Origin of the sequence: Kushneria phyllosphaerae (genome assembly GCF_900312995.1) — a bacterium.
In the GTDB taxonomy this organism is placed as follows: Bacteria; Pseudomonadota; Gammaproteobacteria; order Pseudomonadales; family Halomonadaceae; genus Kushneria; species Kushneria phyllosphaerae.
Genome location: NZ_ONZI01000002.1, coordinates 794,051 through 819,911, shown reverse-complemented (window position 1 = coordinate 819,911; position 25,861 = coordinate 794,051). Strand labels below are relative to the sequence as shown.

28 protein-coding genes and 3 tRNA genes are annotated in these 25,861 nt (G+C 59.6%); 6 read left to right on the top strand and 25 right to left on the bottom strand.

Going from position 1 to position 25,861, the window contains the following annotated elements:
* Positions 1–28: 28 nt before the first annotated feature.
* Positions 29–862, bottom strand: coding sequence for a dioxygenase family protein (locus KSP9073_RS09680; protein ID WP_108842736.1), 834 nt, complete (start codon positions 860–862; stop codon positions 29–31).
* A 25-nt stretch (positions 863–887) separates the two neighbouring features.
* Positions 888–1,325: a DoxX family protein gene (locus KSP9073_RS09675; RefSeq protein WP_108842735.1), complete on the bottom strand. Its 438-nt coding sequence runs from the start codon at positions 1,323–1,325 to the stop codon at positions 888–890.
* 103 nt (positions 1,326–1,428) lie between these two features.
* Between KSP9073_RS09675 and KSP9073_RS09670 the strand changes: the two genes are divergently transcribed.
* The gene (locus KSP9073_RS09670) at positions 1,429–2,325 is read left to right on the top strand and encodes a LysR family transcriptional regulator (RefSeq protein WP_133241011.1); all 897 of its coding nucleotides are present in this window, start codon (positions 1,429–1,431) and stop codon (positions 2,323–2,325) included.
* Between the two features lie 49 nt (positions 2,326–2,374).
* Here KSP9073_RS09670 and KSP9073_RS09665 read toward each other — a convergent pair whose 3' ends face one another.
* From KSP9073_RS09665 to KSP9073_RS09655, 3 genes are all read right to left on the bottom strand, one after another.
* Positions 2,375–3,172, bottom strand: a complete 798-nt coding sequence (locus KSP9073_RS09665; protein WP_108842733.1) for a M90 family metallopeptidase — start codon at positions 3,170–3,172, stop codon at positions 2,375–2,377.
* A 160-nt stretch (positions 3,173–3,332) separates the two neighbouring features.
* The gene (locus KSP9073_RS09660) at positions 3,333–3,542 is read right to left on the bottom strand and encodes a hypothetical protein (RefSeq protein ID WP_108842732.1); all 210 of its coding nucleotides are present in this window, start codon (positions 3,540–3,542) and stop codon (positions 3,333–3,335) included.
* Positions 3,543–3,647: 105 nt separating this feature from the next.
* Positions 3,648–5,210 carry a bifunctional GNAT family N-acetyltransferase/carbon-nitrogen hydrolase family protein gene (locus KSP9073_RS09655; RefSeq protein WP_108842731.1) on the bottom strand — a complete coding sequence of 521 codons (1,563 nt, stop codon included), beginning with the start codon at positions 5,208–5,210 and terminating at the stop codon, positions 3,648–3,650.
* A 240-nt stretch (positions 5,211–5,450) separates the two neighbouring features.
* Between KSP9073_RS09655 and KSP9073_RS09650 the strand changes: the two genes are divergently transcribed.
* Together KSP9073_RS09650 and KSP9073_RS09645 are read left to right on the top strand one after the other, a co-directional pair.
* Positions 5,451–6,812, top strand: a complete 1,362-nt coding sequence (locus KSP9073_RS09650) for a Na+/H+ antiporter family protein (protein WP_108842730.1) — start codon at positions 5,451–5,453, stop codon at positions 6,810–6,812.
* 97 nt (positions 6,813–6,909) lie between these two features.
* Positions 6,910–7,605, top strand: a complete 696-nt coding sequence (locus tag KSP9073_RS09645) for a glutathione S-transferase N-terminal domain-containing protein (RefSeq protein WP_108842729.1) — start codon at positions 6,910–6,912, stop codon at positions 7,603–7,605.
* Positions 7,606–7,689: 84 nt separating this feature from the next.
* On the opposite strand, the gene KSP9073_RS09640 is transcribed toward KSP9073_RS09645, so the two are convergent.
* The 6 genes from KSP9073_RS09640 to KSP9073_RS09615 all read right to left on the bottom strand — a co-directional run bounded on the left by KSP9073_RS09640 (position 7,690) and on the right by KSP9073_RS09615 (position 12,261).
* Complete coding sequence (locus KSP9073_RS09640) at positions 7,690–8,457, bottom strand: RNA methyltransferase (RefSeq protein WP_108842728.1); 768 nt, start codon at positions 8,455–8,457, stop codon at positions 7,690–7,692.
* A complete protein-coding gene (locus KSP9073_RS09635) occupies positions 8,450–8,947 on the bottom strand; it encodes a GNAT family N-acetyltransferase (RefSeq protein WP_108842727.1) in 498 nt (165 codons plus the stop codon). The genes KSP9073_RS09640 and KSP9073_RS09635 overlap by 8 nt, the downstream gene beginning before the upstream one ends.
* Before the next feature lie 135 nt (positions 8,948–9,082).
* A complete protein-coding gene (gene groL, locus KSP9073_RS09630; protein WP_086899634.1) occupies positions 9,083–10,723 on the bottom strand; it encodes a chaperonin GroEL in 1,641 nt (546 codons plus the stop codon).
* A gap of 58 nt (positions 10,724–10,781) precedes the next feature.
* Positions 10,782–11,075 (bottom strand): co-chaperone GroES, encoded by a 294-nt coding sequence (locus KSP9073_RS09625; protein WP_086899633.1) that lies wholly within the window; start codon positions 11,073–11,075, stop codon positions 10,782–10,784.
* Between the two features lie 163 nt (positions 11,076–11,238).
* A complete protein-coding gene (locus tag KSP9073_RS09620; protein ID WP_108842726.1) occupies positions 11,239–11,724 on the bottom strand; it encodes an FxsA family protein in 486 nt (161 codons plus the stop codon).
* Between the two features lie 270 nt (positions 11,725–11,994).
* Positions 11,995–12,261 (bottom strand): ComEA family DNA-binding protein, encoded by a 267-nt coding sequence (locus tag KSP9073_RS09615; protein WP_108842725.1) that lies wholly within the window; start codon positions 12,259–12,261, stop codon positions 11,995–11,997.
* Between the two features lie 180 nt (positions 12,262–12,441).
* Here KSP9073_RS09615 and pyrF point away from each other — a divergent pair, with 180 nt between their 5' ends.
* Entirely contained in the window at positions 12,442–13,143 is a 702-nt protein-coding gene (gene pyrF, locus KSP9073_RS09610) for an orotidine-5'-phosphate decarboxylase (protein WP_108842724.1), read from the top strand.
* A gap of 59 nt (positions 13,144–13,202) precedes the next feature.
* On the opposite strand, the gene lapB is transcribed toward pyrF, so the two are convergent.
* The 3 genes from lapB to KSP9073_RS09595 all read right to left on the bottom strand — a co-directional run bounded on the left by lapB (position 13,203) and on the right by KSP9073_RS09595 (position 15,131).
* Positions 13,203–14,393 carry a lipopolysaccharide assembly protein LapB gene (lapB, locus tag KSP9073_RS09605; protein WP_108842723.1) on the bottom strand — a complete coding sequence of 397 codons (1,191 nt, stop codon included), beginning with the start codon at positions 14,391–14,393 and terminating at the stop codon, positions 13,203–13,205.
* Positions 14,394–14,699, bottom strand: coding sequence for a lipopolysaccharide assembly protein LapA domain-containing protein (locus KSP9073_RS09600; RefSeq protein ID WP_108842722.1), 306 nt, complete (start codon positions 14,697–14,699; stop codon positions 14,394–14,396). It lies immediately after the preceding gene.
* 135 nt (positions 14,700–14,834) lie between these two features.
* Positions 14,835–15,131 (bottom strand): integration host factor subunit beta, encoded by a 297-nt coding sequence (locus KSP9073_RS09595; RefSeq protein WP_108842721.1) that lies wholly within the window; start codon positions 15,129–15,131, stop codon positions 14,835–14,837.
* Positions 15,132–15,339: 208 nt separating this feature from the next.
* Here KSP9073_RS09595 and KSP9073_RS09590 point away from each other — a divergent pair, with 208 nt between their 5' ends.
* Positions 15,340–15,633, top strand: coding sequence for an FAD assembly factor SdhE (locus KSP9073_RS09590; RefSeq protein ID WP_108842720.1), 294 nt, complete (start codon positions 15,340–15,342; stop codon positions 15,631–15,633).
* The gene (locus KSP9073_RS09585) at positions 15,614–15,994 is read left to right on the top strand and encodes a YgfX family protein (RefSeq protein WP_108842719.1); all 381 of its coding nucleotides are present in this window, start codon (positions 15,614–15,616) and stop codon (positions 15,992–15,994) included. The genes KSP9073_RS09590 and KSP9073_RS09585 overlap by 20 nt, the downstream gene beginning before the upstream one ends.
* Before the next feature lie 5 nt (positions 15,995–15,999).
* Here KSP9073_RS09585 and KSP9073_RS09580 read toward each other — a convergent pair whose 3' ends face one another.
* From KSP9073_RS09580 to pgsA, 11 genes are all read right to left on the bottom strand, one after another.
* Positions 16,000–17,142 (bottom strand): FUSC family protein, encoded by a 1,143-nt coding sequence (locus tag KSP9073_RS09580; RefSeq protein WP_108842718.1) that lies wholly within the window; start codon positions 17,140–17,142, stop codon positions 16,000–16,002.
* A 116-nt stretch (positions 17,143–17,258) separates the two neighbouring features.
* Positions 17,259–18,284, bottom strand: coding sequence for a dipeptide ABC transporter ATP-binding protein (locus KSP9073_RS09575; RefSeq protein ID WP_108842717.1), 1,026 nt, complete (start codon positions 18,282–18,284; stop codon positions 17,259–17,261).
* On the bottom strand, positions 18,281–19,282 hold the full coding sequence (locus KSP9073_RS09570; RefSeq protein WP_108842716.1) for an ABC transporter ATP-binding protein: 1,002 nt from the start codon (positions 19,280–19,282) through the stop codon (positions 18,281–18,283). Before KSP9073_RS09570 ends, KSP9073_RS09575 begins: the two co-directional genes overlap by 4 nt.
* A 71-nt stretch (positions 19,283–19,353) precedes the next feature.
* Positions 19,354–20,292 carry an ABC transporter permease subunit gene (locus tag KSP9073_RS09565; RefSeq protein WP_108842715.1) on the bottom strand — a complete coding sequence of 313 codons (939 nt, stop codon included), beginning with the start codon at positions 20,290–20,292 and terminating at the stop codon, positions 19,354–19,356.
* A 15-nt stretch (positions 20,293–20,307) separates the two neighbouring features.
* Positions 20,308–21,318, bottom strand: coding sequence for an ABC transporter permease subunit (locus KSP9073_RS09560; RefSeq protein ID WP_108842714.1), 1,011 nt, complete (start codon positions 21,316–21,318; stop codon positions 20,308–20,310).
* A 393-nt stretch (positions 21,319–21,711) separates the two neighbouring features.
* Positions 21,712–22,638 carry a S66 peptidase family protein gene (locus tag KSP9073_RS09555; protein WP_207771451.1) on the bottom strand — a complete coding sequence of 309 codons (927 nt, stop codon included), beginning with the start codon at positions 22,636–22,638 and terminating at the stop codon, positions 21,712–21,714.
* A gap of 68 nt (positions 22,639–22,706) precedes the next feature.
* On the bottom strand, positions 22,707–24,302 hold the full coding sequence (locus KSP9073_RS09550) for an ABC transporter substrate-binding protein (protein WP_108842712.1): 1,596 nt from the start codon (positions 24,300–24,302) through the stop codon (positions 22,707–22,709).
* Positions 24,303–24,802: 500 nt separating this feature from the next.
* Positions 24,803–24,889 (bottom strand) — tRNA-Leu (locus KSP9073_RS09545).
* A 65-nt stretch (positions 24,890–24,954) separates the two neighbouring features.
* Positions 24,955–25,028, bottom strand: a tRNA-Cys gene (locus KSP9073_RS09540).
* A gap of 61 nt (positions 25,029–25,089) precedes the next feature.
* A tRNA-Gly gene (locus KSP9073_RS09535) sits at positions 25,090–25,164 on the bottom strand.
* An 83-nt stretch (positions 25,165–25,247) separates the two neighbouring features.
* Positions 25,248–25,796, bottom strand: a complete 549-nt coding sequence (gene pgsA, locus KSP9073_RS09530) for a CDP-diacylglycerol--glycerol-3-phosphate 3-phosphatidyltransferase (protein ID WP_108842711.1) — start codon at positions 25,794–25,796, stop codon at positions 25,248–25,250.
* Positions 25,797–25,861: the final 65 nt, after the last annotated feature.

Here is a 25,861-nt window from a genome sequence, read left to right as displayed (position 1 = left end):
ATGAAAAAGCCCCGGTCCGTCACCGACACTAGCGGCCGACGCTGACCAGCGAACGTATCGGGCGCGACATCTCGGGGGCATCATCAATGGCGGTGCGCTCAAACAGATAGGCATCCATTGCCAGAGCCTGAAGCGACACGACGGCATTGAAACGCTGCGGTGCGCGGGTATCGCCTGCGCCCATGGCGACAAACAGCGGCAGCAGGTGCTCATCGGTGGGATGGGCGCGTACCGCGGCCGGGGCCTGGCGGCGATAGTCCAGCAGCGCTGCATCGTTGCGCAGGGCCATCTGTTGACCAATCCATGTCTGGAAGGCATCGACATAGGCGGAGACGTCATCACGATCATCGCGCATGTCGCCCAGATTATGGGTAATGCTGCCCGAACAGATCAAAAGCGTATCGTCATCAAGCGTCTGCGCCAGCTGGCGGCCCAGATAGTAGTGCCAGTCGGCGTCGTGGCGGGCGCTGATGGAAATGCCAACCACCGGAATGTCCGCCTCGGGATATAGATGACGCAGCGGGACCCACATGCCGTGATCCAGCCCTCGCTCCGGGTCGATCCATGACTGTAGACCGGCAGCGCTCAATCGGCAGGCCACCTCACGTGCCAGCCTGGGCTCGCCGGGCACCGGATATTGAAGGTCATACAGGGGCGCGGGAAAGCCGTGAAAATCATGAATCGTTTTCGGTGTCTGGCTGCCCGTCAGGCGAATGGGAAAGCCTGACCAGTGTGCCGAGGCCACCAGAATGCGCGAGGGGCGCTTGATCTGGCTGGCCAGTGCGCGCCAGGCGCTGGCGCTTTCGCCCTGATCCAGCGCTTCCATGGGCGAGCCATGAGAAATGAACAAAACCTGTGCCATGTCATGAACTCCAGTGATTGAAGGATCAGCGCTGTCCGACGAAACGGGAAACGGTCAGTTTTCCGCCGTCAAGAAAGCTCAGGGCCAGTGCTGTGGCCGCCAGAAACACCGGGTATTCCCAGCCGCCGCCGGTGGATGTGAACATCCAGCCGTTGGCGATATGCGGCATGCTGGCGCCGGCCAGTTCGGCGGCCAGAATCAGCGCCACCCAGCGTACCCGAACGCCTAGAATCAACAAAATTCCGCCTGCCAGCTCAAGACCGGTGATGGGCCACGCCACCCAAGCCGGCAGTCCGATCGAGGCAAAAAATTGACCGGTGCCTGCCAGCGTCCAGACCAGCAGTTTGGTCAAGCCATGGGCAATGAACATGGTGCCCAGTGCCAGACGCAGCAGCAGGGCGGCAATGTCATGACCTGCGATGCTGGTGCTGTCGGAAGCGACCGCTTTGGAGGTGGTTTGCATGAGCGCCTTTCCTTGAAGGTTTGAATGCCCGCAGTTTGATCACTTCCTTGTTTGGAATAAACCTGCTAATCAGGGAGTATTGGTTTTCGATCTGGAAACAATCATGGACACTGTTGCAGCACTCAAGGTCTTTATGGAGGTGGCAGAGCAGGGGGCCTTTATCGGTGCCGCCGAGCATCTGTCGATGTCACGCTCTTCGGTCAGCAAGCATATTGCCTTTCTGGAACAGCGCTTCGGCGCGCGATTGATCAACCGCACCACGCGGCGCTTGAGCCTGACCGATGCCGGCCGGGAAGTCCTGACGCGAGGAGAAGCCATTGTGCGCGAACTGGCTACCCTTGAAGGTGCGCTGCACGATGATCAGGCCCTGCTGGATGGCCGGCTTCGCATCAGCGCGCCTCATGCCTTTGGCACACTTTATCTGGGGCCCATTCTGGCTTATTACCGGCAGGCATATCCTTCCGTGGCGCTGGAGCTGGTGCTCAGCGACCGGCAGGTAGATCTGGTCGATGAAGGTTTTGACATGGCACTTCGCATCGGCAAGCTGGAAGACTCCACTCTGATTGCGCGGCGCATCGGCGATATCGGCATCACGCTGTGTGCCTCGCCCGACTATCTGGCACGAGCGGGCACGCCACAGCATCCCTGGGAGCTGTCGTCGCATCAGGGGCTTCACTATCGCTATGCCCGTCACGGCCAGCGCTGGCATTTTACGCGTGGCACCAATCATCACAGCGGCACGACCCAGGCCGGGGTCACCGCCAACAGCGGCGAAGTACTGCGCGACATGGCCATCGCCGGCATGGGGATCACGCTACAGCCTGATTTTCTGCTCAGGGAGGCGCTCGACAGCGGGCAGCTGGTGCGCGTTTTGCCGGAGTATGATCATGATGTGCTGGGGCTTTACTGCGTGTACGCCCATCGCGATCAGGTGACGCCCAGGCTTCGCAGCCTGCTGGATCATCTGCGTGAATGGTTTGAGCGCTACCCGCTGTCCTGAACGCCGGGCGGTCATGAAATGAGCGTGGCTATCGCTCGAGTCTGGAGGTTCAAAGGGCAGGGGCCAGACGTTGATGGCGTTCAAGCGGATTCTGGTTGAAATAGCGCACCAGCAGGGCATAAAGATCGGGCCAGACGCCTTCAAGCAGTTCTGGAGCACTGAAAAAGTACTCGCAGCATACGGCAAAAAACTCGCTCGGATGGGTGGCGGCATAGTCATCGACCGCCGGCACTTCGCCGCGCTCAAGAGTGCCCTGCAGCGCATGCCAGGCTCGCATGAAGGTGTCGTACCACTCTTTGGCGCTGATGTGGGTTGGCAGGGCGGGCTGGCCATCAATGGCCATGTTGCCGGTCATGTCGAGCTTGTGGGCAAATTCGTGAATGATGACGTTGAAGCCGCCCCGCGCTCCCGAGCGTTCAATATCCTCCAGTGACAGCACGACCGGCCCGCCCCAGGAGGTTTCTCCGGCACGCTCATCGTCAAATTCGTGCATGACCCCGAAGTCATCCATCTCCTGAACATGACGGCGAAAGGCGCCAGGTACCACGATAATGTCGTGGGCATCTCCAAGGGCAGCAATGGCCTGCCGATCCGACCAGCCAAGCCCCATCAGCGCAATCTGTGACGCCATCTGCAGATGCGCTTCAAGTGACCATTCAACGCCTGCCGGCAGTGACAGACGCAGCTCAAACAGCACCCGCCAGCTGCGCTCGCCCAGCCGTGCCAGCAGGGGCTCGGGCACACCGGCCAGTAGAGGCAGGCTCGATGGAACGTTACGCCACGCCGCGTCAGGCAGTGGGTGGTGCGCCTGCCATCGCTGCCATTTCTGCTCTTGCCACCAGCCCATGATGCCCTCGCAGACAGGTCATTTGTTCTTCAAGAATAGAAGAGGCGCGCCTATGGGGCATGACAACCCCGAGAGCGTCTTGCGATCAACAGAATGCATCATGAAAAAGGCCTCCCACAGGGGAGGCCCGAGACGCGATGGCGTATTCATCAGACCGATATCAGTTGGGCGTCCAGCCTCGGCCCTTCATGCAGTCATCATAGGTCTGATCATTGTCTGCCTTGTTTTCCATGACTTGGCAATCGGCCTGATCGGAATGCAGCTGCTGAGAGGTACCATCCGGCTTTTGCCAGTCCGGTCCGCCGGCACAGCCGCCGAGCCAGAGGGTGGTCAAGGCCAGGGTAGCACCGGTCATCAAAACTTTTTTCATCATCGCCTCCTGCTGATAGGGGGAACGGCAGGTATGCCTGCCGTTCCTTTGCAAAGTCTAGAACAATGACGTGTAAAGACAATGGTTGGTGTACAACCGTTCGTATCAATATGAATCCGGATTGGAGCCCGACTTCCACGACCAGTCACGCCAGCGCAGATCGAAAAGGTCCTTGCGGCGATCCTTGAGGTTGGTCACCGAACCTTCGCTTCTGACCACGCGCAGGCGCGTCAGGTCGAGATCCGAGAACATGACCATCTCGGTGTTGGGCGTGGTCTCGGACATCACGGCATCATGCGGGAAGGCAAAGTCCGAGGGTGAAAAGACCGAGGACTGCGCGTACTGAATATCGAGATTTTCGATCGAGGGCACATTGCCAACGCTGCCGCAGGCGACCACGTAGCACTCGTTTTCGATCGCCCGGGCCTGGCTGCAGTGGCGCACACGCAGATAGCTGTTTTTGGTGTCGGTCCAGAACGGTACGAACAAAATATCCATCTCCTGCTCGGCCAGAAGCCGCGGCAGTTCGGGAAATTCGACGTCATAGCAGATCAGGATGCCGACCCGTCCGGCGTCGGTCTCGAAAACGCGCAGCTCATCGCCGCCTTCAACTACCCAGTCGCGTCGCTCCTGCGGGGTAATGTGCAGCTTGGCCTGGCGCTCGATGTTGCCGTCTCGGTGACAGAGGTAGGAGACGTTGTAGAGCTTGCCTTCGCTGTCTTCCTCCATCATCGAACCGGCAATAATGTTGATGTTGTAGGACACCGCCATGCGCGAGATTTCGGTCTTGAAGCGCTCGGTAAAGCCGGCCAGAAAGTGTATGGCCTTGATCTGGTCGGACTGGTCGGTCAGGCCCATCAGGGGGGTGTTGAAAAGCTCCGGGAAAACCGCGAAATCGCTCTGATAGTCGGCGATGGCGTCCACATAGAACTCGACCTGCTGAAGCACCTGCTCGACCGAGGCGAACTCGCGCATCTGCCACTGGACGGCGCCAACCCGTACCTGGGTCTTGCGCGTTTCCAGCACGCGCGCCACAGGCTCATAGAGGATGTTGTTCCACTCAAGCAGGGTGGCATAGCCCTGCGAGCGCTCGTCTTCGGGCAGATACTTCTTTAAAAGGCGCTTGACCAGAAAATCGTTGGCGAGCTGAAAGGAGAGGATCGGGTCGTAGATCTCCTTGCGCGACACCTGGTCGATATATTGCGTCGGTGAAAGCTCTGCGGCGTGCTCGAAATAATTGGGGATTCGCCCGCCGGCCAGAATGGCACGCAGGTTCATGGAGCGGCACAGGTCCTTGCGCGCTTCATAAAGACGCCTGCCCAGACGGTAGCCCCGGTAGGCCGGATCGATCAGCACATCGAGGCCGTAGAGTGCATCGCCTCGAACGTTATTGAGGATGATCTCGCGGTTGCCGATCAGGTCATCGTACTTGTGGGGATTGGAAAAGGTTTCATAGTCCACCAATACGGTCAGCGCGACGCCGACAATGCGGTCTTCATCCTCGATGACGATCTGGCCATCCGGGAATTCGGCGATCAAACGATCGATGGTGTGCTTTTCCCAGGCCCCGCCAATGTCGTTATAAACAACATCCATCAGCACCTTGAGTTTGGCGTAATCCTCGACTTCAAGATTACGCAGATTGAGGTGTAGATCTTCGATCGACATGGCGATCCTTGCTCCAGAAAACGTCGGTCACGGTAGACTTCAGTCTAGCATGGGGTGGCAGAAGTACCTGAAAGCGATACTTTTGGCCATAAGAGGGTATGCCGGAGCCGCCCCACTGCAGGCGTTTGTGATCCTCCTGACAGGTGTTTGTGATAGAGTGCGCGCGCCCTTTTGAAGGGGGCAATGCCATCCCGGTCCTTGCCGATCGGGCTTCACTCTCTGTCTGTGGTTGCTGCGCCAATGAATGCCATTGTCATCTCCATTCTTGTCATGGTCGGTCTGAGCCTTTCGCGTGTGCCGGTTGTGGCGGCCCTGATCGTGGCGGCAGTGTCCGGCGGTCTTTATAGCGGTCTGTCCATCCATGAGGTGCTTGACGCCTTCAATGACGGCATTGGTGATGGTGCCGGTATCGCGCTTTCCTATGCCTCTCTAGGTGCCTTTGCCGTGGCGCTGGCACGTTCAGGGATCACCGAGGGTGTGGCGCAGCGCTTTATCCGGGCACTCGACGGCGAGCGCACTCATCCAAGGACCCTCAAGACGATACTGATCGTGTCCCTGCTGGGCGCCGCCATCTGCTCGCAGAATCTGGTACCGGTGCACATCGCCTTTATCCCCATCGTGGTCATTCCGCTGCTGCCGGTCTTTAACCGTTTGAAGCTCGACCGGCGCCTGGTGGCCTGCGTGATCACCTTTGGCATTACCGCGCCCTACATGCTGCTGCCGGTGGGATTTGGCGCCATCTTTCTCAACGATATTCTGCTGGCCAACATCAACTCGGCCGGGGAAGCCGCAGGGCTTGAGATCACGGCAGCGCAGGTGCCGATGGCCATGGCGCTGCCCATTTCGGGCATGCTGGTGGGGCTTTTGGTGGCGGTCTTTATCAGTTATCGCCGCCCGCGTCTTTATGAAGATCGCGCCGTAGCCCAGCAGGCGGATGCTGTCGCGCCCGAGTCGGGAACAGACAAACAGGAGACCCGTGCCCGGCTCAGACCCTGGCAGTGGGGCGCTCTGGTGGTATCGATTGCCGCGACACTCACCGTACAGCTTTGGCTTGATTCCATGGTGCTGGGAGCGCTGGCAGGCTTTGTGGTGCTCTCGGTCAGCGGTGTGTTTCGCTGGCGTGAGCAGGATGGCGTCTTTACCGAAGGCATGCGTCTGATGGCGACCATCGGATTTATCATGATCACGGCGGCAGGCTTTGCCAGCGTGATGCAGGCCACCGGCGAGATCGAGGCACTGGTGCAAAGTGCCCATACCTTTGGCAGCAGCCAGGCGCTGGCCGCGCTGATCATGCTGCTGGTGGGGCTTTTCATCACCATGGGCATTGGGTCATCGTTTTCGACCATTCCGATCATCGCCTCCCTTTATGTACCACTGGCGCTGAGCTTTGGCTTCTCGCCCATGGCGACCGTGGCGCTGGTGGGGACGGCTGCAGCCCTGGGGGATGCGGGCTCGCCTGCTTCCGACTCCACGCTGGGGCCAACCTCGGGCCTTGCTGCCGACGGTCAGCACGACCATATCCGCGACTCGGTCGTGCCGACCTTTATCCATTACAACCTGCCACTGATGGCCTTTGGCTGGATCGCCGCCATGATTCTCTGAGCCGGAAGCCGTTGTCGCTGTGCGGTGTTTCCTGACTGCTATAGTGAGGGATACCGCGACAGCACGACTGTCGATCCTATATCGAGAAGGAGCAAGCATGGCGCGCATCATGTATGACCTTTGTGGCGAAAACACGGCCCTGCGGTTTTCTCCCTTTTGCTGGCGAGCAGCGCTGGCCATGCATCACAAGGGCCTGACGTTCGAGACCCGGGCATGGCATTTCAGCGACAAGCAGGACATTGCCTTCTCCGGTCAGGAGAAAGTGCCGGTCATCGTTGACGAAGATGATGAGGTGGTCACCGACAGCTTTGAGATCATGACCTGGCTGGATCAGAAATATCCGGGGCCTGCCCTTTTTGGCGATGATATGGCGCGCTCGCGGGCCCGCTTTATCAAGCACTGGTCTGAAACGCAGCTGGCCCCGGCATTGATGAAAATTGCCATTCTGGATGTGTTCTCGATCATTGATCCGAAGGATCAACCGTACTTCCGGGAAAGCCGAGAGGCGCGCTTTGGGGTAACGCTTGAGCAGTTTCAGGATACCGAGCAGGGTTTTGAGATGCTGGAAAAGGCACTGCCACCGCTGCGTGCTCAGCTTGAAGGATCATCCTTTATCGATGGCGATCATCCGGGCGGCGCCGACTATCTGGTGTTTGGCATGTTCATGCTGGCGTACGTGGTCCATGACGGTGCCCTGTTCAAATCCGATGACCCGGTGGCGCAGTGGCATGAGCGTATGCTGGATCTTTTCGGCGGGCTGGGCCGTAACGCACCGCGCACAGGGTCACACTGAATCCTTGATCGACAAGACAGGCTTTGCATTAACGACAAGGGCCCCATCGCGGGGCCCTTTTTCATACATGGCAGTTTGTCGATGTCATGGCTTTTTGGCGGGGTCGACAAGCGCTCGAAGGGCTCCCTGCAGCAGCGAAAGCTCCTTGCGGGTGGGTGAGGAGCGCTGATAGAAGTTCTGGAGCCGCTCCAGGGTCTGGGCATGAGGCTGGTTTAAAAAGCCGGCTTCCTGAAGCGCCGCGGCCAGCGACTGCTGAAAATGCTGCATCTGCTCACGAGTGGGGGGCAGATCCTTTTCACGTCCGCCAGCAGGCGCCTGAGTGGATGCGGTATCATCTGCGTTGCGGTGGCGCCACGCTCGATAAAGCTCATGAGCACAGACCTGCACGGCCTGGGAAAGATTGAGAATCGGATAGTCCGGATTGGCCGGCAGGCTCAGCTGATGCGTGCAGCAGGCGATTTCGTCGTTGGTCAGGCCCGAGCGCTCGCGACCGAATACCAGTGCCACCGGCATGTCCTCGGCCAGTGCCATCAGTTCGCGCGCCATGTCGTCGCCTTCTTCAAACTGCGGCAGGGGCAGATTGCGAAGCCGGGCAGAGAGGCCCACCACCGCGCCACAGTCGGCGACGGCGTCTTCAAGCCTCTCCACGACGTGCGCCTGTTCCAGCAGGAATTCGCCGCCGGCGGCCATGCGCGTTGCTTCTTCATCGGGAAATTGGCGCGGATTGACCAGCACCAGCTGCGTAAGTCCCATGGTGCGCATTGCGCGTGCCGCTGCCCCGATATTACCCGGATGCCAGGTCTGCACCAGCACGATACGAACGTTATCAAGCGTTGAGCGTGGTTCAGTCATGGTGCGTCGCTCCCGAACCTGCAAACTGTCTGAGTGCCTCGCCTTCAAGACGATAGGAAAGCCATTCCCTGCGCGCCTCGGCGCCGATGGCATCGTAGAAATCGATCGCCGGCTGATTCCAGTCCAGCACCTGCCAGTCAAAGCGCGGGCAGTGGTTATCGACGGCAATCCTGGCCAGCGCCTTCATCAATGCCAGTCCGGCCCCCTGGCCTCTGGCGCTTGAGGTGACGAACACGTCTTCGACGTAGAGGCCTCGATGGCCGAGCCATGTCGAATAGTTGAAGAAATAGACGGCAAGACCGACGGGTTGATCATCCTGCAGGGCGATCAGGGCATGGGCATGCGGGCAATCACCGAAAAGCGTGGATCGAATCATCGATTCATCCGCCTTCATTTCGTGCTTGGCACGCTCATAGATGGCAAGTTCGGTAATGAAACGAACGATGGTGGCGGCGTCATCGGGAACGGCGTCACGGATGGAAAGCGTCATGATAGCGGGCACATACGAAGGTCATGGATGAGTGCGCAAAGCCTATCATGGTCATTAAAAAGATGGGTATAAAAAAGCCCCGCACAAGGCGGGGCTTTTGAAGGGACCCTGGGAGGGTCGGGCTTCGGGGGATGATTACATCATGCCGCCCATACCACCCATACCGCCCATGTCACCGCCACCGGCAGCTTCCTTCTCTTCCGGATCATCGGCGACCATGGCTTCGGTCGTGATGATCAGGCCGCCAACGGAACCGGCTGACTGCAGGGCAGAGCGAGATACCTTGGCCGGGTCAAGAACACCCATTTCGAACAGATCGCCGTACTCGCCGGTCTGGGCGTTGTAGCCGAAGTTGCCTTCGCCGTCGCGAACACGGTTGAGCACTACGGAAGCTTCTTCACCAGCGTTGGTCACGATCTGGCGCAGCGGCGCTTCCAGGGCACGGATGGTCAGCTGAATGCCGTGCGTCTGGTCTTCGTTGGCGCCTTTCATGTCGCGCAGGCGAGCCGAGGCACGAACCAGTGCCGTACCGCCACCAGGCACCACGCCTTCTTCAACCGCGGCGCGAGTCGAGTGCAGCGCGTCTTCAACGCGAGCCTTCTTCTCTTTCATTTCCACTTCGGTAGCTGCACCGACGCGGATGACAGCAACACCACCGGCCAGTTTGGCGACGCGTTCCTGAAGCTTCTCGCGATCGTAATCGGAAGAGGTATCTTCAATTTGCGTGCGGATCTGGCTGACACGCGATTCGATGTCGGACTCAACACCGTTGCCGTCGATGACGGTGGTGTTTTCCTTGGACATGGTGATGCGACGAGCGCTGCCCAGGTGATCCAGAGTGGTCTGCTCAAGGCTCAGGCCGACTTCTTCAGAGATCACGGTGCCGCCGGTCAGGATCGCGATGTCCTGCAGCATGGCCTTGCGACGATCCCCAAAGCCCGGTGCCTTGGCAGCCGCGACCTTGACGATGCCGCGCATGTTATTGACGACCAGTGTTGCCAGCGCTTCGCCTTCGATGTCTTCGGCGATGATGACCAGCGGCTTGCCGGCCTTGGCAACGTTTTCCAGCACCGGCAGCAGTTCGCGGATGTTGGAGATCTTCTTGTCGACCAGCAGGATGTAGGGGTCTTCCAGCTCGACCGACATGGTCTCGTTGTTGGTCACGAAGTAGGGCGACAGGTAGCCGCGATCAAACTGCATGCCTTCAACGACTTCGAGTTCGTCTTCAAATCCGCGACCTTCGTCAACGGTGATGACGCCTTCCTTGCCGACCTTTTCCATCGCATCAGCGATGATCTGACCGATGGTACTGTCGCCGTTGGCAGAGATGGTGCCGACCTGTGCAATGGCGCGCGAATCGGTGCACGGTACGGCCATGCTGCGGATTTCTTCAACGGCCTTGGCGATGGCAATATCGATGCCACGCTTGAGGTCCATCGGGTTCATGCCGGCAGTGACGCCCTTGAGGCCTTCGTTGACGATGGCCTGCGCCAGAACGGTGGCAGTGGTGGTGCCGTCACCGGCAACATCAGAAGTCTTGGAAGCGACTTCCTTGACCATCTGCGCGCCCATGTTTTCGAACCTGTCCTTCAGTTCGATTTCCTTGGCGACGGAAACGCCGTCCTTGGTGACCGTCGGTGCACCAAAGGATTTTTCCAGAACAACGTTACGACCCTTCGGCCCCAGCGTTGTTTTTACGGTATCGGCAAGAACGTTGACGCCGCGCGCCATGCGCTTGCGAGCATCATCGGAGAACTTGATCTGCTTGGCGGACATTACGGTAATTCCTCGATTCTATGTTCGTGTAAAAAATGACGTAGACGTAAAAGAGGTATCAGCCTTCGAGCACGCCGAGAATGTCGGACTCGCTCATGATCAGAACTTCTTCACCGTTGATCTTTTGTTTCTCAACGCCAAAGCCATCCTTGAAGATCACCTTGTCCCCGACCTGTACGTCGAGGGGGCGTGTCTCACCGCTTTCAAGGATACGGCCCTTGCCAACTGCGAGGATCTCACCGCGGGTCGGCTTTTCCTGCGCGTTGCCGGGCAGAACGATGCCACCGGAAGTCTTTTGTTCTTCTTCCACGCGACGAACGACAACGCGATCGTGCAAAGGACGGATGTTCATTTCTCACGTTCTCCCTAACTGGTTACATGGACTGCTCGGGGGCGACTGGCCGGTGGCCTCATCGCCCCCAGGTTCCGGGTTACCGGAGTATTTGGGTCGATATCACGACGTGGCAGATTAATGAGGTCGCATCGGATTGTTTCAAGGGGTCGACGCAATTTTTTTACTTGCGATGATCCTTTTCACTATCAACGATTTCGCCCTCTATCACGCGGGGATTGGACGATGAATTGGCAGAGGTGTCGCGCTCGGGCTGGGTATAGGTATCGCCCTGGCGGTCGCGGTCGGGATGATAGCGATGCACGTTGACGTTACTGCGCATGAAACGCCCCAGCAGCGCGCTGCGGGAAAACGGCATGAGACAGAATACGGCAATGACATCGGTCAGGATTCCCGGCATGACCAGCAGGACACCTGCCATGATCAGGGCAGCACCGCGCTTGAGCTCGGCACTTGCCTCACCTCCGGTGGCCATTTTCTGCTGGGCCTGACGAAAGGAGTCCACGCCTTCACGACGTATCAGATGTATCCCGAAGGCGGCCGCCAGCACGATGACCAGCAATACCCAGGCACCGATCAGCTTGCCCAGTACAAAAATCGAGATCAGATCCAGCAATAGAAAAAAGCCGATGGGTAAAAGCAGGGGCATGATGTCTTCGCACTCTCGCGTTCAATGTGTTCACAAGGATGCCGCGATCACCCGAGCCTCCCGGTCAGGGAGCATCAGACGCGGCAGCTGTCGATAGCACAGGATACTGGCATGTCAGCCGCAAGAGGTATATGCCCGGATGATGACAGGGGACAAAAGTCAGGCAATCGAGGGAAGAAACAGAAAGAATGTCGGACAGTAGAAGAAAGAAACAAAAAGGGGAGAACAGGCAGGGCGGCAGAGGCAGAACTGCCGCCCGGGGGGGGCTGATCAGAGTTCGACGCTATCGCGCAGCTGGTCGACGGTTGCGCTGCCGATACCGCTGACGCGGCTCAGATCATCGGCGCTTTCATAGACGCCATGAGCTTCACGATCAGCAATGATGGCATCGGCCTTTTTCTCTCCAATACCCGGCAGGGCGGTCAGCTCGGCCGCCGTGGCGGTATTGATATTGACGCTTTGCGGCTCGGCCATCAGCGGTGCGGAAAGAGACAGTGCAGCGGTGGTCAAAAGCATTGCAATCAGTTTGCGAGACATGCCGGTTCCTTGTGATAGAAAAGTTACCTTTAAGGTATCGGCAAGAATACTTGCTTTTTTAGTTTATTTTTATATATCGATTTGTGGTGTTTCGATGATCGGTGCCTATCCCGCTCATGAGATGCAACCTTTATACTGCCTGCTCGAATCGGTCACTCGAACGACAGCACAGGAGCCCGCATGTCTTCCCCTCTGATCATCGCCCTCGATCATGCCAGCCTGGACGCGGCGCTGCCGCTGGTGGACCAGCTGGACCCCCAAAGCTGTCGGCTCAAGGTGGGCAAGGAGCTCTTTGTCCGCAGTGGTCCGCAAGCGTTAAAGACCCTGCACCAGCGCGGTTTTGAGGTCTTTCTGGATCTCAAGTTTCATGATATCCCCAATACAGTGGCCGCCGCGGTTCATGCCGCCGCCGATCACGGTGTATGGATGGTCAACGTCCACGCCTCGGGCGGTCGACAAATGATGCAGGCGGCGCGCGATGTGCTTGTTCAAAACGGACTCGCCACGCATTTGATCGCCGTGACGGTGCTCACCAGCATGGATGATGCTGCCCTTTTGGAGACTGGCGTAACGCGTACGGCCGGCGAGCAGGCGCTGCATCTGGCCGAGCTGGCTCGCGAGAGCGGTATGGATGGCGTGGTGTGTTCAGCCCGCGAGGCCGGCGATGTGGCCGCGCAGTGTGGCGATGCGTTCTTGCGGGTGACCCCGGGCATTCGTCCGGCCTTCGCTCAGCGCGATGATCAGAGTCGGGTCATGACACCGCTTGAGGCCATGCAGGCCGGCAGTACGCATCTGGTGATTGGTCGGCCGGTGACGCGTGCCAGTGATCCGATGGCCGCGCTTGCCGCCATTGAGCAGGAGCTTTCGGCACTCAAGGCTTAGCAGGTGACAGGGGAGGCAGCGGCGATAAGGGGGCAGTGGCGATAGAGATGGCGGCGGCGTTACTCGCCTTCCAGACCCGTGATCGGTTTGATGGCCCCCCACTGGCGACAGCTGGGGCAGTGCCAGTAAAGCTGTTCCCCCTGGAAGCCACAGCTTTTGCAGCGGTAACGAGCGCGCTGAGCCATAAGCTGTTCGGTATGACGCTTGAGCAGTCGCAGGTGCTCGAGCTCATGTTCGGGCACCTCCTTGAGATAGAGATCCATCAGGTAGTCGATACCGCGCAGGCTGGGGTGGCGCTGAAGCTGCTCACTGACCAGGCGGGTGGCGTGTTCAAGCCCGTCACGTGTGCGCAGTCGTTCGGCCAGCAATAACACGAAAGAAACGTAGGGAGACTTTTCGAGCTGATCATGCAGAAAATCGATCAGTCCCTGTTCATCATCCAGCAGATCAAAGGCGCGCTGAATGGGGGCCAGGGTGATGGGCACCATATCGCTGTCCTGATCACGAATGCGGCGCAGGGCGCGGATTTCATTGCGGTAACTGCCAGCGCGATGCTCGATATCGGCATAAATCCAGTTGGCACGAACGCAGGCCGAATCAATGGACAGCGCCTGCTTGAGATGGCGTCGTGCGGGTCCGGGGCTGCCTTCTTCGATGTTTTGTTCGGCAAGCTCGCAGTGCCAGTGCGCTGCGGCGCGCTTGAGCGATTCATCCTGTTTTGCCAGCTGAGGCAGCGCCACGTTCAGCGCTGCCTGCCAGTCCTTTTCCCGCTCAAAAAGGTCCACCATCAAGTGCTTGGCGGCGGTCGCGGTCTGTTCGTTTTCACACTGTCGTACCAGCCCATCAAGCAGCCGTTCGGCGCGGTCGAGCACGCCAAGACGCATGAAGTCGCGGGCCAGCTCAAGCTGTACCTGCTCACTTTGCTGCGTGGTCAGGACGGGGCGTGCCAACAGGTTCTGGTGAATGCGCACGGCACGGTCGGTTTCACCGCGCATGCGAAAGAGATTGCCCAGCGCAATGTGGGTATCGATGGTATCGCCGTTGACTTCAAGCGCCTGTACGAAGGTCTCGATGGCGCGGTCGGGCTGCTCGTTGAGCAAAAAATTCAGCCCGACAAAATAGTCACGGGACAGGTGCTGACCGGACAGCGTGCGCTGGCGATAGCGGTAGTGCTTTCGCTCCATGCGGCCCAGCCACCAGCCGATACCGATGGCCGCAACGAGTATAAGGAGCAGCACGGGATCCGGCATTCAGGGGGCTTCCTTGAACTCCTGAACGCGTAGACGATCAAGCTCCTTGCGCTGTTGCTGATTGTCGTGGCGGGTGCGCATGAGCGTGGTGCGCAAGCGCAGATAAAGTCCGGACATGGCCACCATGCCCAGCAGCACGCCAACCACCAGCGTTGACAGCAGCCACAGGGACAGCGATGCCGGCGGCAATTCCGCCCAGATGACATCCAGCGGTACTGTCTGCTGATTGCGCACGGCAAACAGCATGCCCAGAAGGAGAACGATCAGTGTGACAACAGCAAGTACCACGCCCTTGAGCCAGCGCATAGCAGATCCCTGATTTTCCTTGTCCAATTGCAGGCAGTGTAACACCGGCAATGGCATGCAGCGATGTTTACAGCGCTTGCCTGCAAGCGTTATGCAACAGGTGTCATCGTGAGGCAGGGGTAATGCGAGCGGGGATCAGAACCCATGCTCGCGGCTGGAGTTGACCTGCTCGCGCAGCTCCTTGCCCGGCTTGAAATGGGGAACGTGCTTGCCGCTGAGGCTGACGGCGTCTCCCGTTTTGGGATTGCGTCCGGTACGTGGCTCGCGATAGTGAAGGGAAAAACTGCCAAAGCCGCGTATTTCGACTCGACCGCCATTGGCCAGCGTATCGGTAATATCGTCAAGAATCAGGCGAACCGCCGACTCTACCTCCTTGACGGACAATTCTGACTGTTGCGCAGCAATCTGTTCGATCAATTCGGACTTCGTCATCGGGGGTTCTCCATCCGGCCTGTCGGGAGCCTTTACAAGGCTTTTTGTTTGGTTTCAGCATAGCCGCTAATGTGAGATAAAACAACGCACTACATGCCGCACAAAATTTGTGTCAGGGGTGGCTTTCAAAGTTTCAGACAATCATGGGCGTGGCGCGCTGGCTGCGTATAATGGGGCAGGGTCAACCGCCCTCTTACAGGAGATCAATGTGAGCGAAGAACAAGCCTTTGATGCCACGGCGCGCAAGCGTCTTTATTGGCATTCCCGGCGTGGCATGTGGGAGCTGGACCTGATGCTGGTGCCCTTTATCGAGAACTGCTTCGATGGCCTCAGTGATGAAGATCAGTATGCCTATCAGACGCTGCTTGCCTGCGAGGATCAGGACCTTTTTCTGTGGCTGATGCGCCGCGAGCTTCCCGACGACCCGGCCCTGACCCCCATTATCACCAAAATCGTGGATTATGCCGAAAGCACCCGTACAAGTGACGTTCGCCCGCTCTAGGGTCGCACTCGGGCTCCATGGTCTGATCGGGGGTGCCATCGCACTCGCCTGTGCCCTCTGGCTTTCCATCCTCTGGGCAGGCGTGGTGTTTCTCGTGCTGGTCGCATTGGGAGGGTATCAGGTGGGGCGTTTGCCGCCTCCGCTTCGCACGACCGACAGCGGCCAGTGGGAGCAGTATCGTGACGGGCAGTGGCGGGGTGTGGCCCTTGAAGTCTCAAGACTGGGGCCACTGCTTTGTGAAGTGCGCATCGAGCGCCGCCGTTATGCGCTCTGGTATGACATGCTGCCGCCCGAGCAGTTTCGCCGACTGCGTCAGGCGCTTTTGAACCGCTCTGCCACCGGTAATACTCTCCCGTGCTAGCTGCCTCAGGGCTGAGCACTGTCAGCAGGGCGTTCGTCACTCAGACGCCTGCCGCCCACCAGATGATGACGATTGGCCCGTTTTCTGAGCCGCGAGCTGGGTAGGCGTTGAATATTGCCCAGATAGCCGACCAGGGCACGAGCCTGCCGCGCCAGTTCCCGGTTGAGCCATAAATAACCACTCGGGCTGAACAGAGCGCGCCCTGATGAGGAGCGCCCGGAAAAGGCCCGGTTGACGTAGCGCTGCAGGTCCAGCGCCGCAATGTTCATGTCGATTTGCTGACCGGTGCGCACCTGATGAGCCAGCATCGACAGCGACCGTGCCAGCTGCTGTTGATCGATGCGCAGCCCTTCAAGACTTTCAATGATCTCGTGACCGTTGCGGGTATCCCAGTGGGTTTCCAGCAGCAGCTCGACGGTCGAAATCATGCGCCGCTCCAGCGACAGCAGGCTGTTGAGCTCGCCGCGCCGTAGCCTTCCTTCCTTGTGAACGGCATCCACCAGGCTGCGCTGCTGGATCAGCTGCGTGGTGGTCTTTTTCATCTCTTCCAGTGCCTGGTCATGATCGGCTTCGGTGGCCAGCGTGTGGGCATAATAGAGACTCGCCAGACGATCAAGATTATCGGCCAGCATGAAGCGAAACAGGTCCGTGGCCTTCTGGGGCAGCACGATGATCGTGATCAGAATGCCGATGCTGGTGCCCAGCAGCACATCAAAGGCGCGCCACAGGGCAATGGTCAGATCCTGGTTGCCATCGCCGGTGACCATCAAAATCGTGATGCCAAACATCAGCACGCTATAGCCGTAGCGTGAGGTAAAGGTAGCGTGTAGTGCCACGGCAATGGCGGCCAGCGTCAGCACCTGAATGGTGCCCGGCGGTGCCGACGGAATCAGCAGCAGAGCGACGCCCAGAAGCCCGCCCAGCGCGGTGCCGATCAGGCGCTGGCCGCCCTTGTCGAGCACGCCACCGACATGGGGCAGGTTCCCCATGACCATCAGGGTGCTGACCGGCGCCCAGATGCTGTGGGGAATGTTGAAAACAGACACGATGCAAAAGGTGACGCTGAGCGCGATGGTGGCGCGCAGGGTGTAAAGATAGTGGCGGTATCGATAGTTGAAGTAGGGATCGCGAAAGCGTAAGCGTGCCATGGGGTGCCAGGCTGAAGAGTTGAATGTCTCTATCTTATCGTCGAAGAATCCAGAAACTCGAGCAAAAATACTGTTTTACCGACGATTGGGGCGGCGTTGCACCGCCCCGGTTGGGGTCATGCCGCGCCGCTTTCGCGCGCTACCATGAGCTCCTCGGCAAAGTGGCAGGCCACCTGGGCACCCCCGACCTCGCGAAGCTCGGGGCGCCTGTCAGCGCACTCTGGCCGGGCATGCGGGCAGCGTCGATGAAAGGCGCAGCCCGACGGCGGTGACAGCGGTGAGGGCAGTTCGCCGCTCAACGCGATGCGGTGTCGCTGCTCATCGGGGTTGACCGATGGCGTTGCCGACAGCAGTGCCTGGGTGTAGGGATGGCGCGGCGTTTCAAACAGCGCCTCACGCGAGCCCACCTCTACCGGTCGGCCCAGATACATCACCATGACGTTGTCGGCCACGTGGCGAACCACGCTCAGATCGTGCGAGATGAACAGATACGCCAGCCCGAACTCCTCCTGCAGATCGTTGAGCAGATTGAGCACCTGCGCCTGAACCGACACATCAAGGGCAGAGACGGGCTCATCCAGCACCAGCACTCTGGGCCGCAGCATCAGGGCGCGGGCCACGGCAATGCGCTGGCGCTGACCGCCGGAGAACATGTGCGGGTAGCGATCATAGTGTTCCGGGCGCAGCCCGACGCGGGCGAGCATGTCCTGTGCCATGCGACGGCGCTCATCGGCCGGGGTCGAGGTGTTGATGACCAGCGGCTCTTCCAGAATGGTGCCAATGCGCTTGCGCGGGTTGAGCGAGCCGTAGGGATTTTGAAACACCATCTGCACATCACGGCGCAGGGCGGCCATGGTCTGCCGGTCCGGGTTGGCCGCGTCATGTCCGCCCACCGAAAGCGTCCCCGATGATGGCGGCTCCACCAGCGTCAGCATGCGGGCAAGCGTTGACTTGCCACAGCCGGACTCTCCCACCACGGCCAGGGTTTCTCCGCCGTGAAGCGTGAAGCTGACGCCGCGTACGGCATGAAGTTCGGCGCGGCGCAGAAACCCCTGGCGCACCTGATAGGTCTGAACGAGGTCGCGCGCTTCCATCAGGGGCGCGTCGAGCAAGGATTTATCAAGAATGTCAGGTCTGCTCATGGGGCGATCTCCAGAACCTCTTCATTCAGCGGGTGATAACAGCGCACGTGACGCGTGCCAAGACCGGTTTCCGCATGGATGGCCTCAAGCGCCGGCCGGCTGGCGCGGCAGTCCTTTTGGGCATGGGCGCAGCGCGGATGAAAAAGACAGCCCTGCGGTCGGTCGTTGATGCCCGGCACCACACCGGGGATGGTGGGCAGGCGCGTCGTGCCCGGATGACGCTCCGGCAGGGCATTGAGCAGGGCTCCGGTATAGGGATGGGCAGGCTCACGGAAAACATCGTGACTGGTGCCGGTTTCCATCAGCTGCCCGGCATACATGACGGCCACGCGTTTGGCGGCGCCGGCCACTACGCCCATGTCATGAGTGATCAGGATCATGCCCATCCCGCGCTCTTCCTGAAGCCTGAGCAAAAGATCCAGAATCTGCGCCTGAATGGTCACATCGAGTGCCGTGGTTGGCTCATCGGCGATCAAAAGCCGCGGGTTGCAGGCAATCGCCATGGCAATCATGACGCGCTGATTCATGCCGCCCGAGAGCTGATGGGGATAGTCACTCAGGCGTTTGGCAGGGGCCGGGATGCCGACCTGGTCCAGCAGCTCAATGGCGCGCTCGCGTCGCTGACGGCGACCGCCGCCTTCATGGGCCTTGATGGCCTCCAGTAGCTGAAAGCCGATGGTAAAGCTCGGGTTGAGGCTGGTGCTCGGTTCCTGAAAGATCATCGCGATGTCGTTGCCGGTCAGGCGACGCCGGGCGCGGTCACTCAGGGTCTGCATGTCCTGCCCGGCAAAATGAAACCGGCTGGCCTTAACCCGGGCGTTGAAGGGTAAAAGCCCCATCATCGCCAGCATGGTCACGCTCTTGCCGGACCCGGATTCCCCGACGATGCCGAGCACTTCGCCTTCTTCCAACGTCAGACTCAGATCCGATACCGCAGGAAAGGTCCCTTCATCCGTGTCAAAGGACACGCTGAGCTGTTCAATGTCCAGAAGCGCCATGGCGCTCTCCTGTTTTGCAATGGTCGACGTTTGTCGTTGTTGTCGTGTCTGTACAGCCGTGGCCGTCATCATCAGCGCTTGAGGCGCGGGTCGAGCGCATCGCGCAGGCCGTCACCCATGATGTTGAAGGCCAGCACCGTGATCAAAACGGCAAGCCCCGGGAAGGTCACCACCCACCAGGCCTGCAGCACATACTGGCGTGCATCGGCCAGCATGCTGCCCCATTCCGGCGTCGGCGGCTGGGCACCCAGTCCCAGAAAGCCAAGTGCTGCGGCATCCAGCACGGCGTTGGAAAAGCTCAGCGTGGCCTGAACGATCAATGGTGCCAGGCAGTTGGGCAGGATGGTGATGAACATCAGTCGGAACACGCCGGCGCCGGCCAGCCGTGAGGCCATGACGTATTCGCGCTCACGCTCGGTAATCACCGAGCTGCGCGTCAGGCGCACGTAGTGGGGCAGATAGACCACCGCAATCGCCAGCATGGCGTTGAAAAGCCCTGGCCCCAGTACAGCGACCACGACCACGGCCAGCAAAAGGCTCGGGATCGACAGCATGATGTCCATCAATCGCATGATGACGGTATCGATCCAGCCGCGCAGAAAACCGGCCAGAAGACCCAGCAACACGCCGATGCCCAGTGACAGCGACACCACGATGACGCCAATGGTCATCGACAGTCGCGCGCCGTGAATCAGGCGGCTCAGGATGTCGCGGCCCAGGTCGTCGGTGCCCAGCACGAAGCGCAGGGAGCCGCCGTCCTGCCAGAAGGGCGGCGTGAGCACGCTGTCACGAAACTGTGCCACCGGGGAGTAGGGTGCGACCACGTTGGCCAGGCAGGCGATCACGATGATCAGCGCGATAATGACCATGCCGGCCAGGGCGGCGCGGTTGCGGCGAAAGCTTCGCCAGGCATCTTTCAGCGGTGAGGGGCGCTGTGGCGTAAGCTCGGTTGTGGCGTTGTCGTTGATGTCCGGCACGGCGGCCGGGGGCTGAGGGGTAACCTGTGTCATGTGTGGCCTCCGGGCTCAGCGACTGTTGCGAATGCGGGGATTGATCAGCCCATAGAGCAGATCAACGATCAGATTGACCATCATGACGATCAGGGCAATCAACAGGATGCCGCCCTGAAGCGAGGGATAGTCGCGCCGTCCGACGGCATCGATCAGCCACTTGCCAATACCGGGCCAGGAGAAGATGGTCTCGGTGAGGATGGCGCCGGAAAAGAGCAGCCCGATCTGCAGCCCGATGACCGTGGTGACCGGAATCATGGCATTGCGCAGGGCGTGAATGGCAATGATGCGCCAAGGAGAAAGCCCCTTGGCCCGTGCGGTACGGATATAGTCCTCGCCCAGCACCTCGAGAATCGATGACCGCGTCATGCGCGCAATCACGGCCAGCGGGATGGTGGCCAGTACGACCGTGGGCAGAATCAGATGCTGCAGGGCATCGACGAAGGCGCCGGGCTCTCCGGAAAGCAGCGTATCAATCAGCATGAAGCCGGTGGGGGTGTCGATCCAGTAGCTCGAGGAGAGGCGTCCCGAGACCGGCGTCCAGCCCAAGATCCCCGAGAAGAAAATGATCAACAGCAGGCCCCACCAGAAAATTGGCATCGAATAGCCGGTCAGCGAGGTGCCCATGACCGTGTGATCGATGATCGAGCCGCGCTTGATGCCGGCAATGACGCCCAGCGGAATGCCCAGACACACGGCCAGTAGCATGGCGCAAAAGCCAAGTTCGAGCGTGGCCGGGAAAAGTGACATGAATTCATCGAGTACCGGGTTGCTGCTGATCAGCGAGTGACCCAGATCACCATGGGCCAGATTGCCCAGAAAGCTCAGGTACTGCTCCCACATCGGCCGGTCCAGCCCCAGCTCGGCCATCACCTCGGCGTGTCGCTCGGCAGAGATGCCGCGCTCGCCGGCCATGATGGCGACGGGGTCTCCGGGGATCAGGTGTACCAGCGTAAAGGTCACCAGCGTGATGCCCAGAAGCGTTGGGATCAGCATTAAAAGTTTGCGAAAGACAAAGCTCAACATAGGGGTTTCCGCCACCGCGAACGTGTAATCCGTACCTGCCAACAGCACGCCGACATGGCCTGTAGGCCAGAGCGCGTGATGATGAGCAGGGATGGGCAGGCAATGAACACGGGCTGTGCAACGATTGCGCCGGGTTCATGCTTGAAAGTCGGGATCCGGTCTAGCCGGGATCCGACCGACACGGACCGGCCACGGAGGTGGCGCGAAGGGTCAGACGAGCCTTGTAGAGACGGCGAGTCGAGAGGGTATTGGTCATGGTCATGTATCCATACTTGTTATTGTTGCTGCAGCGAGCAGGCCTTCCAGGCAGTGATGCAGTAAGTGATAGACCCTAGGGGATTGTGTTGACCCTGTCCATGCTCGTAAGGGCGCATGGACAGGGATCGATGCTGATCATTCGGGCGCCCAGTCCAGCCCCGAGGCCGCAAGCCGCGCCATCCGTCCGACCGGCCAGGCCTGGTTATGCTCACCGTGGCCGAAGGGCAGCTGGTGATAGAGCGCAATATCATGGGGGGCCAGCCACTCCTGCACCATCACCTCGATACTGCTGTCACCGGTATCACAGTCGACGAAGCTGCCCAGACAGACCGCGCTCAAACGACCCAGCGCCAGACTCGCCAGCAGCTGGCAGAAACTGCGCTCAAGGCGATAGAGCCGCTCGCCTACATCCTCCAGCATCAAAATGGCACCGTTCGGCACGTGCAGTGCGCCAGAGGTGCCGGCAGCACTGGCAAGCGTGGTGAGATTGCCACCGATGAGCGGACCCTCTACAGGCGCGTCGGGACCGGCCACGTGCGTCACCGCCATGTGGCCTGCGCTGCCCTGAAGCACCGATGCGATGCTGGCCATGGATGCGGCCCGTGCCTCGCGCGTCACCCCATTGGCCTGTTCAAGCAGAGCCAGTTCGGTGGCCACCGGCGCATGAAGCGCCCGGCGGCCTCGAGCGTGAAAGGCGCTCAGCAATACGCTGATATCGGAATAGCCCAGAAGCGGCACATCGGGCAGGTGCTGCCAGTCGATGTGATCCATCAGCTGAGCGCAGCCGTAGCCACCGCGCAGACACCACACGGCTGTCACGTCTGCCAGGTTGAAGGCGGCATGAAAATCCTCAAGGCGCTGCTCGACGGTGCCGGCCAGGTAGCGATGCCGCGCCCGGGCGTGGTCCATAAGCTGTGGGCGGTAGCCCATTTGTGTCAGCAGGCTGCAGGTGGCCTCGATGCGCTCGGGCAATACCGCTCCGGCTGGGGCAATGAGGGCCACGGTGCGCGGGCCGTCGCCCAGCGGGCGCAGCGCAGAGGATTTAATGATGGGTGACGTCATGGGCGGCTGTCCGAAAGGCATGAAAAACCCCGCTCGTCGGAACGGGGCTCTATCCTACGTCAGGGACGTTACTCCTTGATATCTACCCCATAGAAGATGTGGGAGCCGGTCGGCTGTACCTGATAGCCGGTGACGTTGCTGCGAACCGGGTCGTAGACAATCGAGTGGGCGATCGGCAGCCAGGGCATCTGGTCGCGGAAGATCTCCTGCGCCTGCACATAGAGTTTTGTGCGTTCATCCTGATCGGTGGCCGTGGCTGCCTGTCGGATGATGTCGTCGTACTCCGGATTACACCACTTGGCGTAGTTGGAGCCGTCGCGTGCTGCGTTGCACGACAGCAGCGTGTTGAGGAAGTTGTCCGGGTCACCATTGTCCCCGGTCCAGCCAAAGAGACCGGTCATCGCTTCGCCCTCAGAGGCACGGCGCAGATACTCGCCCCACTCATAGGACACGATTTCGGCGTTGACGCCTACCTTGCGCCAGTCTGACTGAATGATTTCCGCCATGCGCCGCGCGTTGGGGTTATAGGGGCGCTGTACCGGCATGGCCCATAGCTGGGTCTTCAGGTCCTTGACGCCGGCCTCGGCAAGCAGCTTTTTGGCCTGCTCGGGGTCGTAAGGGATCTCCTTGACGTTCTCGTCATAGCCCCAGAGCGTCGGTGGAATCGGGTTTTTGGCCTTCTCGCCGGCCCCCTGATACACCGATTTGATAATCGCATCGCGATCCACGGCCATCGACAGGGCGCGGCGTACCTTCGGGTTATCGAACGGCGGCTTCTCGGTCTGGAAGGAGAGATAGCCCACGTTCAGCCCTTCGGCCGATTCCAGGTTGATGTTGGGGTCGTTGCGCATCGCCTCAAGATCGGCCGGATTGGGGAAGACCATGACCTGACATTCATTGGCCTGAAGCTTCTGGAAGCGTACCGAGGCGTCGGGCGTGATCGAAAATACCAGGCGGTCCAGAGGTGATTTGCCTTCCCAGTAATTCGGATGTGCCTGATAGCGAATGTAGGCATCGCGCTGAAAGCCGGCAAACTGGAACGGCCCGGTCCCCACGGGTTGCTGGTTCATGCGCTCCGGGTGGTTTTCCTTCATCAGCTGGTCGGCGTATTCCCCTGACAAAATCGAGGCGAAGTCCATGGCCATGTCAGACAGGAAGGGCGCCGAGGCGCGGCTCAGATGAAAGCGTACGGTGTTGTCATCGACCTTCTCGACACTTTCGATCAGATCCGGCATGCCCATGCCTTCAAAATACTCATAGCCGCTGCCGACCCCGTGCCAGGGATTATCGTCCTGCAGTTGGCGATTAAACGAATAGAGCACGTCATCGGCGTTGAATTCACGTGATGGGGTGAAGTAGTCCGTGGTCTGGAACTTGACGCCCTTGCGCAGGTGAAAGGTATAGGTCTTGCCGTCATCGGAGACCTCCCACGACTCGGCCAGCGCCGGCTTGATCTCGGTGGTGCCCGACTTGAACTCCACCAGACGGTTGTAAATGGTACGCGAGGAGGCATCGAAGGTGGTCCCGGCCGTATAGTGCTGCGGGTTAAACCCTTCGGGACTCGCTTCCGAACAGTAGACGAGGGTCTTGGCATGGGCAGTACCGGTGGCCGCCATCAACAGGCCACCTGCCAGCATCAGCCGGCGTGAGGTTTTCTGGGTCATGAGCACGTCTTTTGTATATTGTTGGTGTGACCGGCCGGGTAGGCCGGCTGTCGCCACGGGAACGACGATAAGTCGGGCCCGTGAGGGTAACGTCATGACACAACGTCACGCATTGAAACTATGTCGGGGTCGGGCAGGCTGTCAATCACTGCTATCACGCTCGGGGCCTGGACCTGAGTCTAATAGCGACATGCATTGCTCCGAAAGGGACGCCTTTATGACAGGGCGGCACAGGGCAAGTACGGGCCATTGGCACCGATCCGGCACGCCTGGGTATCAGCACCAGAGGTTCTACATCAGCACAATAAAGGGCCGGAAATGAAGACGTGCCTGTCGAAGAAGGTCACATGGTGTTGGCTGAAGGTCCAGGGCGTACAGACGTGAGTGATCGATGCCCTCTGGTGGAGGCATAAAAGAAAAATATGGTCTGCAAAAGGATATTGGACTCGGGAAGAGTCACTTGAAAAACAAGGGCAGGGAAGGGGTCATGCTAAAAGGTTTGGTGCCCGGAGCCGGAATCGAACCGGCACGACCTTGCGGTCGAGGGATTTTAAGTCCCTTGCGTCTACCTGTTCCGCCATCCGGGCGAGGATTCGACGGCTTTATCTGCTTGAGGCCATCTGATACGGCCGGAGATCAGGCAGAAGGGATATGGAGGCTGGAGTCGGAATCGAACCGGCGTACACGGAGTTGCAGTCCGCTGCATAACCACTCTGCCATCCAGCCTCAAAACGCTGCGGAAAACGAATTCGATACTCGTTGACCTGTCCGTTGATCCCGTAAGGGATGGAGCGGGAAAGGAGATTCGAACTCCCGACCCTCGCCTTGGCAAGGCGATGCTCTACCACTGAGCTATTCCCGCTCAACGGGTGCGAAATATACCGATGTGACAGAAACCTGTCAAACAAAACCCGGTAAAAATCGCACCTGAGTCACACGTTACGCTCACATCGAGCGTGTCAGTTCAGGCCAGGCAGCCCGCAGATACTTGTACATCGACCAGAGCGTCAGGATGGCGGCCAGATACAGCAGCAAAAAGCCTGCCTGTGCCAGAAGCGTTCCCGGCGCAAAACCAAGCAGCAGGATAATCGAGATCATCTGAAAGGCAGTCTTGTACTTGCCAATGCTGGAGACCGACACGCTGGCACGCTTGCCAAGTTCCGCCATCCACTCCCGCAGTGCCGAGATCACGATCTCGCGACCGATGATCACCAGCGCGGGCAGCGTCAGAATCACATCGCTGTAAAACTCGATGAGTACCCCCAGAGCGACGGCAACCATCAGCTTGTCGGCAACCGGGTCCAGAAAGGCGCCAAAGGGGGTGCTCTGGTTCCAGCGGCGTGCCAGATAGCCATCAAACCAGTCAGTGACCGAGGCGATGGTGAACAGCAGGGCGGCCAGTGGATTGCTCCAACCGGTCGTCAGGTAGAATACGATGACCAAAAGCGGTATGAGAAAAATTCTCGTCAGCGTCAAGATATTGGGGATGCTCATGGCACTTCGGGTCCTGACCGGGGGTGAAACGTACCTGCAAGAGTTCTGGATTCTAACGCCTGAAC

Coding starts and splice junctions, on each gene's coding strand:
- KSP9073_RS09680 (WP_108842736.1), bottom strand. CDS start 862: ATGGCACAGGTTTTGTTCATTTCTCATGGCTCGCCCATGGAAGCGCTG.
- KSP9073_RS09675 (WP_108842735.1), bottom strand. CDS start 1,325: ATGCAAACCACCTCCAAAGCGGTCGCTTCCGACAGCACCAGCATCGCA.
- KSP9073_RS09670 (WP_133241011.1), top strand. CDS start 1,429: ATGGACACTGTTGCAGCACTCAAGGTCTTTATGGAGGTGGCAGAGCAG.
- KSP9073_RS09665 (WP_108842733.1), bottom strand. CDS start 3,172: ATGGGCTGGTGGCAAGAGCAGAAATGGCAGCGATGGCAGGCGCACCAC.
- KSP9073_RS09660 (WP_108842732.1), bottom strand. CDS start 3,542: ATGAAAAAAGTTTTGATGACCGGTGCTACCCTGGCCTTGACCACCCTC.
- KSP9073_RS09655 (WP_108842731.1), bottom strand. CDS start 5,210: ATGTCGATCGAAGATCTACACCTCAATCTGCGTAATCTTGAAGTCGAG.
- KSP9073_RS09650 (WP_108842730.1), top strand. CDS start 5,451: ATGAATGCCATTGTCATCTCCATTCTTGTCATGGTCGGTCTGAGCCTT.
- KSP9073_RS09645 (WP_108842729.1), top strand. CDS start 6,910: ATGGCGCGCATCATGTATGACCTTTGTGGCGAAAACACGGCCCTGCGG.
- KSP9073_RS09640 (WP_108842728.1), bottom strand. CDS start 8,457: ATGACTGAACCACGCTCAACGCTTGATAACGTTCGTATCGTGCTGGTG.
- KSP9073_RS09635 (WP_108842727.1), bottom strand. CDS start 8,947: ATGACGCTTTCCATCCGTGACGCCGTTCCCGATGACGCCGCCACCATC.
- groL (WP_086899634.1), bottom strand. CDS start 10,723: ATGTCCGCCAAGCAGATCAAGTTCTCCGATGATGCTCGCAAGCGCATG.
- KSP9073_RS09625 (WP_086899633.1), bottom strand. CDS start 11,075: ATGAACATCCGTCCTTTGCACGATCGCGTTGTCGTTCGTCGCGTGGAA.
- KSP9073_RS09620 (WP_108842726.1), bottom strand. CDS start 11,724: ATGCCCCTGCTTTTACCCATCGGCTTTTTTCTATTGCTGGATCTGATC.
- KSP9073_RS09615 (WP_108842725.1), bottom strand. CDS start 12,261: ATGTCTCGCAAACTGATTGCAATGCTTTTGACCACCGCTGCACTGTCT.
- pyrF (WP_108842724.1), top strand. CDS start 12,442: ATGTCTTCCCCTCTGATCATCGCCCTCGATCATGCCAGCCTGGACGCG.
- lapB (WP_108842723.1), bottom strand. CDS start 14,393: ATGCCGGATCCCGTGCTGCTCCTTATACTCGTTGCGGCCATCGGTATC.
- KSP9073_RS09600 (WP_108842722.1), bottom strand. CDS start 14,699: ATGCGCTGGCTCAAGGGCGTGGTACTTGCTGTTGTCACACTGATCGTT.
- KSP9073_RS09595 (WP_108842721.1), bottom strand. CDS start 15,131: ATGACGAAGTCCGAATTGATCGAACAGATTGCTGCGCAACAGTCAGAA.
- KSP9073_RS09580 (WP_108842718.1), bottom strand. CDS start 17,142: ATGGCACGCTTACGCTTTCGCGATCCCTACTTCAACTATCGATACCGC.
- KSP9073_RS09575 (WP_108842717.1), bottom strand. CDS start 18,284: ATGAGCAGACCTGACATTCTTGATAAATCCTTGCTCGACGCGCCCCTG.
- KSP9073_RS09570 (WP_108842716.1), bottom strand. CDS start 19,282: ATGGCGCTTCTGGACATTGAACAGCTCAGCGTGTCCTTTGACACGGAT.
- KSP9073_RS09565 (WP_108842715.1), bottom strand. CDS start 20,292: ATGACACAGGTTACCCCTCAGCCCCCGGCCGCCGTGCCGGACATCAAC.
- KSP9073_RS09560 (WP_108842714.1), bottom strand. CDS start 21,318: ATGTTGAGCTTTGTCTTTCGCAAACTTTTAATGCTGATCCCAACGCTT.
- KSP9073_RS09555 (WP_207771451.1), bottom strand. CDS start 22,638: ATGACGTCACCCATCATTAAATCCTCTGCGCTGCGCCCGCTGGGCGAC.
- KSP9073_RS09550 (WP_108842712.1), bottom strand. CDS start 24,302: ATGACCCAGAAAACCTCACGCCGGCTGATGCTGGCAGGTGGCCTGTTG.
- pgsA (WP_108842711.1), bottom strand. CDS start 25,796: ATGAGCATCCCCAATATCTTGACGCTGACGAGAATTTTTCTCATACCG.